Annotated in this window: 10 protein-coding genes; 1 reads left to right on the top strand and 9 read right to left on the bottom strand. The window is 41.8% G+C overall.

The annotated features are described in order from the left end of the window. Positions 1-2: 2 nt before the first annotated feature. The 9 genes from J4N37_RS23155 to malK all read right to left on the bottom strand — a co-directional run bounded on the left by J4N37_RS23155 (position 3) and on the right by malK (position 11017). Positions 3-1034 carry a glycosyltransferase gene (locus J4N37_RS23155; RefSeq protein ID WP_252042507.1) on the bottom strand — a complete coding sequence of 344 codons (1032 nt, stop codon included), beginning with the start codon at positions 1032-1034 and terminating at the stop codon, positions 3-5. Next, on the bottom strand, positions 1034-1864 hold the full coding sequence (locus J4N37_RS23160; protein ID WP_252042509.1) for a putative capsular polysaccharide synthesis family protein: 831 nt from the start codon (positions 1862-1864) through the stop codon (positions 1034-1036). Before J4N37_RS23160 ends, J4N37_RS23155 begins: the two co-directional genes overlap by 1 nt. A gap of 30 nt (positions 1865-1894) precedes the next feature. After that, a complete protein-coding gene (locus tag J4N37_RS23165) occupies positions 1895-3106 on the bottom strand; it encodes an O-antigen ligase family protein (protein ID WP_252042510.1) in 1212 nt (403 codons plus the stop codon). Next, positions 3072-4118: a glycosyltransferase gene (locus J4N37_RS23170; RefSeq protein ID WP_252042511.1), complete on the bottom strand. Its 1047-nt coding sequence runs from the start codon at positions 4116-4118 to the stop codon at positions 3072-3074. Before J4N37_RS23170 ends, J4N37_RS23165 begins: the two co-directional genes overlap by 35 nt. A 19-nt stretch (positions 4119-4137) precedes the next feature. Beyond that, positions 4138-6321 (bottom strand): GumC family protein, encoded by a 2184-nt coding sequence (locus J4N37_RS23175; RefSeq protein ID WP_252042512.1) that lies wholly within the window; start codon positions 6319-6321, stop codon positions 4138-4140. 16 nt (positions 6322-6337) lie between these two features. After that, positions 6338-6865: a polysaccharide biosynthesis/export family protein gene (locus J4N37_RS23180; RefSeq protein ID WP_045394610.1), complete on the bottom strand. Its 528-nt coding sequence runs from the start codon at positions 6863-6865 to the stop codon at positions 6338-6340. A 15-nt stretch (positions 6866-6880) separates the two neighbouring features. Continuing rightward, a complete protein-coding gene (locus tag J4N37_RS23185) occupies positions 6881-8089 on the bottom strand; it encodes an outer membrane beta-barrel protein (protein ID WP_252042513.1) in 1209 nt (402 codons plus the stop codon). Then, complete coding sequence (locus tag J4N37_RS23190; protein WP_045394607.1) at positions 8079-9479, bottom strand: undecaprenyl-phosphate glucose phosphotransferase; 1401 nt, start codon at positions 9477-9479, stop codon at positions 8079-8081. The genes J4N37_RS23185 and J4N37_RS23190 overlap by 11 nt, the downstream gene beginning before the upstream one ends. 419 nt (positions 9480-9898) lie before the next feature. Continuing rightward, entirely contained in the window at positions 9899-11017 is a 1119-nt protein-coding gene (malK, locus tag J4N37_RS23195; protein WP_045394604.1) for a maltose/maltodextrin ABC transporter ATP-binding protein MalK, read from the bottom strand. 668 nt (positions 11018-11685) lie between these two features. On the opposite strand from malK, the gene malE reads away from it, so the two are divergent. Further along, on the top strand, positions 11686-12864 hold the full coding sequence (malE, locus tag J4N37_RS23200) for a maltose/maltodextrin ABC transporter substrate-binding protein MalE (protein ID WP_045394602.1): 1179 nt from the start codon (positions 11686-11688) through the stop codon (positions 12862-12864). Positions 12865-12897 lie beyond the last annotated feature (33 nt).

Raw genomic sequence — 12897 nt, forward strand, 5'->3', positions numbered from 1 at the left:
TGCTACCCGTAGATGTTAACGAGTGCGAGGCGTTGATTATTTTCACTGAAAGAATGATTGACCTCCTGTGAATAACGCTTGAAATCTATCTCATCATAATTATTTATACAGTGAGCGATTTGCTTAGCCATTTCGACGGATGTTTTAGCCAAAAATGGGTAATTGAGATTTTCGGTTGCCCCTATAGAGCGGATTACCATTGGGACGTGCAGTTTGGATGCTTCAAGGATCGTTAATGGCATCCCCTCCCAAGCAGCAGTGTGTAAATATAAATCGGATTCTTTTAGCCGAATCATTACTTCATCGCGAGGCAGCATACCAGTGACGTTTATACCGCATTTTTTCAGCGCCGCTTCTAGCTCATTGTCTCCTCCACCAATCCAATTAATGGTGTACTTCCTAGCTACCGGTAGATGTTTTAGCTCTGTAAGAGTATCAATCAGAAATTGAGGATCTTTTTGGGGTGCTACGCGACCTAGTATTGTGATTTTTACGGTATCTGTATCGATAGAAGGGGAACTAGCAATATCGGTATACGTCACGAAGTTGTTTAACAGCTCTGACTTTTTGGCTCCTAGCTGTAATGCCAAATCACATTCACGCTGACTGCAACCTGCAACAACATCGATACGCCGAATCAAGAGTTTTTCTAGAGTCCGATAAACCGCTCTTTCAAGAGGAGTAATGTCTTTACGTTCAAATGAGTAGCAGTGTGGCGTGTAGACAAGCTGCGCTTTACCTAAACGGAGGAAACGACCAAGAAATCCAGCCTTGCTTGAGTGCAAATGAACAATGTCGGGCTGAACTTGATCGATAAACCTATTTGCATCCATCATAAATTGGAGGACATTACCTTGACTCCATTGAACGTGACTAAAACCGTCTTCGCCTCCTTCTCTAGTCATATCTTCTTGGCGAGCACGGGCAAAGAGAAAATGTTGGTATGGCTCAGTTCGAGAAGATTGAAGATAACTATAAAGTGCGGTTTGCACTCCGCCACCAAATGCTTCTGTTATGTGGAGAATCTTTTTCATTATCGAGTGCCTTCCATCGCCGTTAGCCACTTATTCTTAAATTGATCTATTTCCTGAGCGGAGTAGAGGTGGCGATAAAGAGGAAGATCGTACATATAAAATAGTTTTGAGAAGTCATACCTTTTCTTAAAGTATGCATATATGTTTGAATACCATTTGTTTTTGGCTTCATTACTGTTTTTTAATTCAAAGTCGTCTATCTGAAGAAATTCAGATAATTCATTATTCAGATTTGATAGTGATTCGCACTTAACTAATAGAACATCCCGATTGTTGTGGGTGAATCGGAAAGATGGCTGTGAACAGTCCGTCTCTTCGGTGAAAATATCGATGTTGAAATTTCTCTTTAGTTCATTATCGAACCAATTTGAAAAGTAGCTTTTATTAATGTGATTATCAAAGCAATGTTCGAGGTGAAGATAAGTTTCATTCATATCCTTATGGATAGATTCGTTCTTTTTTCCTTCGATAAACTGTATATGTAAGTCTTGAAAGAAACGTGACAAGACCGTAGCAACAGGATCTCTAACCAATGTGATTATTTTTAAGTTATCTCTTTTTTGAAGCAAGTGCCTGCGGTGCTTAAGAACCATACGGTAAGCAAATCTCTTGGTCGGCTCAAAAAACTTTTTGACATCATGGGTATTGTGATACATGTGAAACTCTTCATGATCATCAAATGTATGGATATGGTAACTAGGGATATTGTTTAAGTTTAATGAGTGCTCGATCGAAGACGACCCAACTTTGCCCATTTGATAAACAAGTACAAAATTTTCATCATTAAGATATTTATTTTTTTCTAATTGTCGACGAATAGAATACTTCATTAATTCTTCCTTGATTTTTAAATAGTAATCTCATTCAGAGATTGCAGTAAATTTGCTTTGAAATACATGTGAGTGTTGGCTCATGGCTACCGGTATCAAAAGCAGTAAAATAATGGTTGTATTAACAGCAACAAAAAAGACCATTATTAATGCGTAGATAGAAAGTAGTACCGTTGATCTGTTTTTATCTAGTGTTTTCAACCCTTTTAAAATGAAAGATAAATAACCTCCAAATAACAGAACAATACCAATCACACCATACTCAATAGATGTGTCGAGTATAAAGTTATGGGTATAAATAGCGAGTTGGTCGTAGGTAAAGTAATTGATCATATAAGAAGGAAGCATTTTTGCACCGACGCCGAGCATAATATTATTCATCAAAATGTCAGTGCCATTAACTAACAATAGCTTTCTATGTAAATTAGATACCCAGCGGGCCTCACTTTGATTAGCAAAAACGATGTCTTCTCGGGTAATTTCTAGTAGCTCTGACAACTGCTCTGAACCGAAGTAAAGGAAAAAAGACCAGAAGGCCAAAGCGATTAAAAGAAAGGTTGATATGAGCAAAACAAAGTGCAAGTTGCTTGACCGTTTATTTAGCTCTTTTTGTAATATCACTTGATCAAAAGTGACCATGCAGAAAAATGCGAGTAGTGCTTTTCGCTCTTGGGAAAGAATCAGCATAGCAAAGGCACATAGCATCATAACTTTGAACCAAGGCACATGGTTGCGATAGATGTAAAGTAGGGCACAGAGTGCACCGAATGCATACTTACTGGTCCCGAGTAACTTAAAGCCAGATTGGTATCCTTGTATGAAGTGCCATGCTGCGACAACGAAGCAAATCAAAAACAGCCATTGAATAAAGCAAATGATGGTGAGTTTGTCTTCAAAGCACTTGTAAGCATAGAGAATACTGAGCAGGCTTAAGATAGCTAGCCATTGAATTACCTCTGTTATTACAAACCTAGCAGGCACTTGATTTAATAAACCATTAAGCCCGATATAGGCAATGAAGCAGAGTATAAAGCCAAAAAATGGGTGATAGAGCCTTGTGGCTTTCCCTTCAAGAATAATAAGCAATGAGAGGCCAAGTGAAGCAAGACTGGCGATATCGGAGAGCGCCAGTTTTACGCCAAACATTGATATTTTTACGGGGATAAAAAATAAAGCCAGGATCAACGCAGCCAAATAACTATATGACTTACTTCTCGGGACATAGTTGAGCGTAGGCTGCATAATATCCCTCCCGAAACTTATCGATTGTATATAGGCTGGCTCGCTCTACGGAGTAACGGCTCGCCTCGTTATATGTGTCGATATCATTGGTGATGGTAAGAATTTTATCTGCAAGTAAAGTGGGCGATCCTGTAGGGAAAAGGTAGCGTGAGTCGCCAATTACTTCATCGAGCCCTGGAACATCAGAGCCCAATACGGGCAATCCACTTGCCATCGCTTCAACAGAGGCTAGGCCAAACCCCTCTACCAAAGATGACTGGACGTAGACGTCCAAACTATTTAAAAAATTCGGTATATCAGAGATAACACCATACCAGTGTACTCGCTGCTCTATTCCTAACGATGTAGCGAGTGCTTGCAACTCTTCTTGCTTAGGGCCTCCACCTGCTAAATGCAGCTCATAATTCTGCGGCAAAGATTGCATGGCCCGTAATAAAGACTCGTGATCCTTATAGTTATGTAGGCGGCCAGCCATGCCTATTTTGAACACTTTATCTTTAGCAAAAGCGCTGCGGATTTTCGGCTGCATTGTAAATTTACTTAACTCAACACCATTGTAAACGACGCTATATTTGCTTTGGTATCGGGGCATGAACCTAATGAGCTCTTCTTGAACTCGACCCGTAATGCAAATGGTCATGTCGAAACTTTTATACAACCAATACTCCATAAATTTGAGCATTGGGTAGTCTCTTCTGCGATTTGTCGTGTTGTGCTCGGTCTGTAACCTTTTTTTTCCAATGGCGAGTAGGGCTAGATAGATAGAAGGATAGAGGTGACCATGGACTAGGTCTGGCCAACGCAGTAGGTTCCACTTTTGTTGAAAAGTTAGGGATTTCCAACTTAGGTATTGAACCCCACACTCTTTTAGCTCCGCCTGATACTCATTTTCATCTGAAAGGATTAAAACCTTGATCTCGAAATGTGGGTCATAGTGCGATACGAGGTCTATTAGGAATCGTTGTGCTCCACCATTTTTTGATAAGTCATTAATAATATGTAAGATTTTCATGTAAACGGTTCCCGTATAATTACTGGTGTGCGTATAGTTTTATATATTGTGTTTCACCAATATCGAATTGAGCCTGAGTAATTAACGAGCCTAATATAGGAATTGAGTGGTTAAACTGCTTTGAAAGGGCGAGTTTAACCAGTGAAACTTTGGTTGATTCATAGCGAATGACAGTAACCAAACCATCTGCGATTTTGCCTAAAATGAGCGCGTCCGAGACTGACAGAAGCGGCGGAGTATCAATGATAATTCGATCATATTTAGTCGAAAGCTGCTCTATCAGGGATTTAAACTGAGGCGAAGATAGAAGCTCTTGTGGGTTTGGTGCATGGAGACCTGCTGGTAATACATCTAGTTCTGTATCATCTATATGATAAATACAGTCTGATAATGGGATCCCCATGGTTAGGTGGTGTGTTAAGCCTATGCTATCTTCTGGTAGCTCAAAGCGTTTGGCTACCGAAGGCCTTCTTAGGTCACAATCAATGATGATTACCTTTTCCATCGATGAAAGTGACATCGCCATACTGATGGCGGTCGACGTTTTTCCTTCTTTCGGAATAGCTGATGTGAAAGGGATGACCTGCTGTTTCTTGTTCACCATTTTAAGTAGTAAGGAAGTACGAACTGAGCGACAAGCTTCCCTGAACAGCGTCTCTTTCTCATGATTATATGCGCGGTGATCAATACCGTTTTTGCGTAATTTAAACTGTTTAACTTTAGGTATTGAGCCTAAGCAAATCACCCCCAGTTTTTCTTCTACTTCCTGCGGTGTTCTTACTACGTTTCTCAGTGTTTCAATGATAACGGCTAACACGCAGGCAATGATGAATCCAAATATTGATGCGATAGCCACCAATTTGATGCGCTTTGGAGCCACGGGTAGCAGAGGGATGATCGCTTGATCGGTAAATCGAGCGGTTACATTCTTATAGTCGCTAGTTGCGGTTGTCTCTTTTTGGCGGCTCAAGAATGTTTCATACAGGTTTTTGTTGGTTTCGACTTCTCTTTTTAGTTGGTCGTATTTTGCTTTTTGTTTCCCAAGGGATTGGAAATCAGACTTTTTGTTATTTAGTTCCGTTCGCAGAAGGTTTTCCTGAGCCTGTGCTGCCAATAAGTCTTGTTGCTTACTCATGGACAGTTCTTGGATCAACTGACGTACTCGACTTTGAATAGACTTAAGCTGTGCTGTTGCTTGAATCATTTTGTCGTGTTTGGGCCCATATCGCTGTGAAAGCTCAGACAGCGACTTTTGAACTTGAGCCTCAGAGTGTTTTAAATCTCTAATTTGCGCGTGGTTTGCAAATTCATTGATGGATAATAAGCTATCCAGGTTTTGTGATGATTTATTCTGCAGTAGCTCGATGAGAGTTTGTGCCTCAATTCGCTTATTAACGGCAATGTTTAGCTTCTTATTGAGCTCTTCTAGTTCGTTAGCGTAGATATCATCGATACCATTGATATCAATCAGACCTTCTTGAAGAAGGTAATTTTGTAATGCTAATTCTGATGCGCGCAAACGGTCTTCTAGCTTGCTAGCGTTGTTTGTTAGCCAAGAAGCCGCGTTCTGTGTCACGACTAACTTGGCTTCAAAATTAGATTCGATATAGGCCTGTCCTATGGCGTTGGCGATATCGGTAGCTAGCTGTGGGTCAGTTGAGCGAAAGTGTATTTTTACGAGCTGTGTATTTCGTATTGGTTCAATATCTAGCTTGCGCTTATATGAATGGAGTGCTTGGTAAAACGTGTTTGAGTACTGTGATGTTTCTTTAGGATTTGGTGATACATTCAAGGCCTGCTGAACAAATGGTATCGATTTAAGCTGATTAAACAGCTTTTTGACTTTGCTTGTTCCAGTAAACTCTGGGTGGCGAGTGAGCTCAAACTCATTGATGATTTTTTCAGCAATGTGATTGGATTTCAGTATTACAATTTGCGTTTGAAAATACTCTTTTTGCGTGGTGTCTACACCATAGACTTCTTCAATGGAGAGAGCACTTTTTTGCTGCTCTTGTATAAGTAGAGTAGCTGTCGCTTGATAAACGGACTTTTTTGAGTAGATGTGCCATGTGCAGGCTAAAGAAAAGATCAGTGTAAATAGTGCGATACTAAACCAGTGCTTTTTTAGTGTTTGCCAATGCAGGCTAAAGCGAATGAGTTCAGCGGTATTTGATTGAGGGCTTGTCATGTGAGTTCCATTCATTGGTGTTGCCTGCGAATTAAAAAAAGCTTTGATCGATAAACAAAATGTCGCCTGGCTTAACTGCTCTTGTCATCTTCGCTTTCTCTATAGTTTTTCCTGTAGAGTGCTGCGTTAGGTGAATTTGCGTTCGTGAGGCTCGATCGGTTAAGCCTCCTGCTAGCGCGATGGCTTTCTCGATGGTCAATCCAGGTTGATATGCAAAACCACCAGGTTTTCTTACCTCGCCGTTGACAAAAAATAGGCGAAAACTTGTGATGGTAACCATGACTTTAGGGGTGACCAAATAGTCGCCTTTTAAGCCTGCCTCAAGTTCCTCCTTTAGTTGTTTGGGTGTCTTTTGTATCGCTTTGATACGGCCTAAATAGGGGTAGTCAAAGTAACCGTCAGAAGTAATCAGAATGCGTTCGATGGACAGGTCTTGCTCACCGTAGACTTGAATCGAAATAGTATCTCCCGTATCAAGAACATAGTTTTGCTCGATAGGTTCGGCTAGTGCGGGGGTGAGTATGAGGCTGAAAAATAAGATAAAAATATTTCTGAACATGTTGTTCCATCCTTGCTACAGGGAAAGGTTAAAAGCGAGAGACCACAGATTTTGGTCATAACTATAACCAGCCCAGTTAGACTCTTTTTCTATGAATTGCCATTGGCCACTAACACTAAGCCAGCGTCTAAACTGGTAATCGACTCCTACCTTCAATGTGTATGAGTCTTCTTTTCTGTCGACTCCGGTATAGTCTTCATTGAGGTAGGAAGTAGAAAAGTCGCTTTTAAGGTAACTGTTCCAATTGTGTTCAATCGTCAAATGAACGCGGGTTTGTAGGTTGTAGTCGCCATATAGATCTGGATTGATTGCCGCTTGTTTGGTTGATAGGCTGACTAAAGTTTGATTTTGTGGTGTCCACTCTGCACCGATATCCCAACTAAGGCCGGTAAAGTCTTCTCTCTGCACTGAATCAAAGTGTTTGTCTTGTACACCTATGCGTGCAACCCCCGTTGTTTTTCCGGAAATCGCCCAACTTACACCGGTAAAATACGTTGAAGATAAACCGTCACGAGAGATTTGGTTTGGATTAGGTGTTATGTAGGTTGTTTTCTTTTGTTCGGTACCAATCAACCAATAAGTATCAGCGGCCATTCTCATATAGAACTCAGCTGTCATTGAAGGCGACCGAAAGTCGTTGTACTTAGCTTTTTTAGTTTGTGAAAATGGCAGGTTCTCACGGTAGTTGGTATAGCGTTTATCAAAGTAGTTGATACCTAGCTCGATGTTTCCACGTGCGCCGTTGGCGCCAAATCGATATTTGGTGTTCAACTGATGAGTTTGAAAATAAACAAGGTCGGGAAGTGTGTCACCTTGTCCTTCAGTCAAACCTTCACCGCGATTCTCATGTTTGCGTTGATACTGGTATCGCACATTAAATCGGTTTCTATGATTGAACTCGAAATGGTTAAACCATCTAACTGTATGATCATTGAAGTCGTTACTTTCATCGGAAGAGAGCCCCGAATCCAACTTATAGCTAAGTAAGCTTTTGTATAAGTTGCGTTCAATTGCGACATCGATACTTGGAATAGCGGAATAAACCGATACGGCAGAAGAATGGTTTTTCTCGATCCTAGCGATGTTGTCATTGTACTCGTAGTCTAACGTTAGTTTAGGAGTGAGCTCTATTCCTGATTCCGTTGTGTACGACATCGGCTCGCCTTTTAGGTTGTAAGACACCAGTAAAGAAATCATGGCGAGAGCAAGTGATTTAATACGCATTTGAGCCAGTAAACCCTTTGAAAATAGTCATAAAGATGATTTTGATGTCCATCCATACTGACCAGTGATGGATATAATCTAGGTCGAATTCAACTCGCTTTTCCATTTTGTCTAGGGTGTCCGTTTCTCCACGGTATCCGTTAATTTGCGCCCATCCAGTAATACCAGGTTTAACCTTGTGGCGAAGCATGTAGCGGTCAACGATTTGACGATACTCTTCATTGTGTGCTACCGCATGTGGACGCGGGCCAACGATAGACATAGTGCCCTGCAGTACGTTGATAAACTGAGGTAATTCATCAAGCGAAGTTCGGCGTAAAAATCCTCCAAATGGTGTAATTCTAGGGTCGTTTTTTGTTGCTTGTTTTACGTCACTACCTTGTTCCATGGTGGTCATGGAGCGAAACTTCCAAACGGCGATTTTGCGGCCATCTAACCCATATCGGTCTTGCTTGAAAATAACGGGGCCTTTTGACGTCAGCTTTATCCCTAAAGCGATAGCGAGTAGAACAGGAGAAATAAGTAGTAAGATGAGACTCGATAGCACTATGTCTTCTACTCGTTTTACCCACGTCGCAAAGCCAGAAAACGGTGTATCAAAAACACTTAATGTTTGTACGTCACCAATTTGATCCCAACGTGAATGAAGTAAGTTGTAGGTGAAAAAATCGGGAATAAGATAGGTGTTCGCCGTTGTGTCAGAAAACTGATTTAAGAAAGTCGTAATGCGTTCGTTTGCATGCATTGGCATTGCGATATAGACGTAATCAACCTCACCATTTTTAGCGCGCTCAAGAGCACTGGCTACGTTACCTTTAATTGGATAGCTCGGCGTTTTAGGAAGACGATCCGGTGTGCGTTCATCATAGAATCCATCGAATACGACGCCGTGCTCGCCATGTTTTTTCAGTTCTTGAGCTAGCGTAAGCCCATGAGGTGTTTGTCCGACAATAATTGCGGTGCGAGTATTGTATCCCTGCTTACGTAGGTAAGAGAGCAAGCTTCGCACAATCAGTCTCCATGAAATTAAGAAGATTGGTGTTGATAGAACCCAGCTTGTGATGAGTGATTTATTGAACAGCGTATAAGTTTGCGAGTAATAAACAACGATGAACAAGAAAGCACAGCTAACAAACCAAGAAATACAAACGATGAAGACTTGCTCTTTAAACGAACTGGTACGCCACGAGCGATAGAGTTTGCCGCTCTCGGCTAATACCAAAAATGAAAGGCTCGCTACGCCAGATAGGATGATAGAGTCTTTTGCGACAGTTTGAGGGCCTGTGATGAGAAATACCATCATAAGAGAAATAATGACGAATAAGTCTGCAACTCTATATAGAAAGGCGAATTCCATTTCATGAGAGCGTATCAAACCTTTGTGTTTCATAAGCTAATTCCTTTTTACGCATGCTACCGCCCTTGAGTTTCGTCTCTCAAAATCCGTGATTTATAGGGTGGTTTAGAAGGGCTAGTTCGGCTTGTTACTAAGTGCCACAACTAAGGGTGGCGGAGCTGAATAGCGCAAAATAGTGTAGAAATTCACACTCTTTCGTTAAGTGGAAATAAGCATGAAATTTCGCTTTGAGCTGAATTCCGTTGAGTTAAGAAAAAAATGGTACTTTTGGAAAGTTGAGTGGAAAAAGTGGTAGAGGAAGGACTTTGCATTAAAGACTAAGGTTTACTGTTACTTATTTAATCTCACAACAAAGTAGAGAGTCTAAGTTAGCGATTGTGGTTAATTGGTTTGAAAATAAAAAATCCCTCTCGAATGAGAGGGATTGGTAGCAAGCAAAGGTGATTGAATTCTTACTCTACGTCGATGCCATTTTCTTTGTATAGGCGTCGGCATGCGCGACCATCACTATGGAAAAGGTGACAGCGATGAGCTGGGATACCAATTTCAAGTCTATCACCAGTTTCCACTGGTAATGTGTCAGGTTGACGGTAGATAACGTCTGCGTCTGCGCCTTCAAGGTTTAGGTAAACCTGAGTTTCGTTACCTAGCTTCTCTACAATCATTACCTCACCGTGAATGGTGGCGTCAGACTCAGATGCTGAAAGTAGATGCTCAGGACGAACACCTAGAGACATACGATCACCACGGTTTACAGTTGTACCGTCTACTGGGATCCAGAATGACACGCCATTCGAAAGCTGTACTTTCACGCGCTCCGCTTCTACTTCATCAATGAACACACTCATGAAGTTCATTTTTGGTGAGCCGATAAAGCCCGCTACAAAACGGTTCTGTGGGTAGTGGTATAGCTCTAGAGGCTTACCAACCTGAGATACGTAACCACCATCCAGTACTACAATCTTATCTGCCATTGTCATTGCTTCTACCTGATCGTGAGTTACGTAGATCATGGTACAGCCTAGCTGGCGTTGTAGTTTTGTTATTTGAGCACGCATATTTACACGTAATGCTGCATCAAGGTTAGAAAGTGGTTCATCAAGAAGGAATACGTTTGGTTGAGAAACCAAGGTACGACCAATTGCAACGCGTTGACGTTGACCACCAGATAGCGCTTTTGGTTGACGCTCTAGTAGGTGACCAAGTTGAAGGATTTCTGCCGCGTGCTCAACTCGTTTGTCGATTTCTGCTTTGTCTGCTTTTGCCAGCTTAAGACCAAATGACATGTTGTCATATAAGTTTAGGTGTGGGTAAAGAGCGTAAGACTGGAATACCATACCAACACCACGTTGAGATGGTTCTATGTCATTCATGCGCTGGTCACCAATATACAAGTCACCTGAAGTAATGTCTTCAAGACCGGCAATACAACGTAACAGGGTAGATTTACCACAACCTGATGGGCCTACGAAGACAACGAATTCACCTTCGTTGATCTCTAGGTCTACGTTTTTAGAAATCAGTACGTCGCCATACGCTTTACAAACATTTTTTAACGTGACACTCGCCATGTAGCTCGTCCTCGATCAATTTTTATTATTCACCGCTCATCATTATATGAATTATCTAGCGAGCAGTAACAGTAGGAATTGGTAAGTTATTAATGGAGGTAAGAAAAACAGGGTAGCGCTCATGTAAAACTCTTAACGAGCGCTACCCACCAAGGCCAAGTACGAGTTTCTCTCCCCCACATTATTCGTGTTGTCTCCCCCGTGAAATAATTACCACAAACAACACCAATAATGACATTCCACTCGTATGGCAATGCAAAACCAGCAAATCTTGTAACCTATAGGGTAGGTACTGCTGGGAAAGGGTTCTTACCATCCACTCTTGGATGACTGCAGTTTCTAAGATTCTGTTCACTGATACATCCTCCCAATAGAAATAATTGCAGGGGGAGTAGGCAGGGAGGAGTGAAAAAGGAGGAGTAGAGAGCAAGTTGGGCGGATATCACATTATTGCGTGACCCAAAGGTGAATTCGATCACAAGAAGTGCTCATTTTGTGATTTGGGTCGCTAACCCTTGGCGATTCAGATCACGAAAATACGTCATAATTACAAGGGCGTAGGGATTAGGAGGATGAGACATATTGGATAATTTCAGATGATATATGTCGAAATACGGCTGAACCTCAATGGACTCGCCCTACATCAAAAATATAAAAAGGATACGAACATGAAAAAATTAAGCGCTCTAGCACTAGGTACTCTTGTTGCTTTGGGTTCTTTTGGTGCTAATGCTGCCATCGAAGAAGGACAACTAACAATCTGGATCAACGGCGATAAAGGCTACAACGGTCTAGCAGAAGTTGGTAAAAAGTTTGAAGAAGACACTGGTATTAAAGTAACAGTGGCTCACCCAGATGGCCTTCAAGACCGATTCCCTCAGACAGCGGCTACCGGTGATGGTCCTGATATCGTATTCTGGGCTCACGACCGTTTCGGTGGTTATGCAGAAGCAGGTCTACTTGCTGAAATCAAACCTTCGAAAGAAATCCAAGAAGGCATCGTTGATTTTGCATGGGATGCAGTACGTTACGATGGCAAACTAATTGGCTACCCAGTAGCGGTTGAGTCTCTATCTCTAATCTACAACAAAGACCTTGTTCCAAACCCACCTAAGACATGGGAAGAAGTTGCTGCACTAGATGCAAAACTTAAGAAAGAAGGCAAGTCTGCAATCATGTGGAACCTAAAAGAACCGTACTTCACATGGCCACTAATGGCTGCTGACGGTGGTTACGCGTTTAAATACACGTCTGAAGGCTACGATGTGAAAGACGCTGGTATTGCGAAAGAAGGCGTGAAAGACGCAATGAACTTCGTTAAAGGTTTAGTTGACAGCAAAGTTATCTCTCCAGATATGGACTACTCAGTATCTGAATCAGCGTTCAACCAAGGTACTGCTGCGATGACTATCAACGGTCCATGGTCTTGGGGCAACATCGAGAAATCTGGCATCAACTACGGCGTAACAACTCTTCCTAAGTTCCAAGGTCAGTCTTCTAAGCCATTCGTTGGTGTTCTAACTGCTGGTATCAGCACAGCATCACCTAACCGTGACCTAGCGGTAGAGTTCATCGAGAACTACCTACTGACTAACGATGGTCTACGCAAGGTTAACAACGACAAGCCACTAGGTGCAGTAGCACTTAACTCATTCCAGCGTGAACTAGATTCAGATGCACGTATCGCTGCAACAATGGATAACGCGATGAACGGCGAAATCATGCCTAACATCCCACAAATGAACGCATTCTGGGGTGCAGCTAAGAACGCTATCATCAACGTTGTAGACGGTCGTCAAACTGTAGATGCTGCTCTAGCAGATGCAGAAAAACAAATGACAAAATAATTCAGTAATACCTTTTAAGGAGGAGGCAACTCC

The sequence above is a fragment of the Vibrio sp. SCSIO 43153 genome (assembly GCF_023716625.1).
Lineage (GTDB): Bacteria > Pseudomonadota > Gammaproteobacteria > Enterobacterales > Vibrionaceae > Vibrio > Vibrio rotiferianus.

Bases quoted from the DNA above. Each gene is read 5' to 3' on its own strand.
- J4N37_RS23155 (WP_252042507.1), bottom strand. From the start codon at position 1,034: ATGAAAAAGATTCTCCACATAACAGAAGCATTTGGTGGCGGAGTGCAA.
- J4N37_RS23160 (WP_252042509.1), bottom strand. From the start codon at position 1,864: ATGAAGTATTCTATTCGTCGACAATTAGAAAAAAATAAATATCTTAAT.
- J4N37_RS23165 (WP_252042510.1), bottom strand. From the start codon at position 3,106: ATGCAGCCTACGCTCAACTATGTCCCGAGAAGTAAGTCATATAGTTAT.
- J4N37_RS23170 (WP_252042511.1), bottom strand. From the start codon at position 4,118: ATGAAAATCTTACATATTATTAATGACTTATCAAAAAATGGTGGAGCA.
- J4N37_RS23175 (WP_252042512.1), bottom strand. From the start codon at position 6,321: ATGAATGGAACTCACATGACAAGCCCTCAATCAAATACCGCTGAACTC.
- J4N37_RS23180 (WP_045394610.1), bottom strand. From the start codon at position 6,865: ATGTTCAGAAATATTTTTATCTTATTTTTCAGCCTCATACTCACCCCC.
- J4N37_RS23185 (WP_252042513.1), bottom strand. From the start codon at position 8,089: ATGCGTATTAAATCACTTGCTCTCGCCATGATTTCTTTACTGGTGTCT.
- J4N37_RS23190 (WP_045394607.1), bottom strand. From the start codon at position 9,479: ATGAAACACAAAGGTTTGATACGCTCTCATGAAATGGAATTCGCCTTT.
- malK (WP_045394604.1), bottom strand. From the start codon at position 11,017: ATGGCGAGTGTCACGTTAAAAAATGTTTGTAAAGCGTATGGCGACGTA.
- malE (WP_045394602.1), top strand. From the start codon at position 11,686: ATGAAAAAATTAAGCGCTCTAGCACTAGGTACTCTTGTTGCTTTGGGT.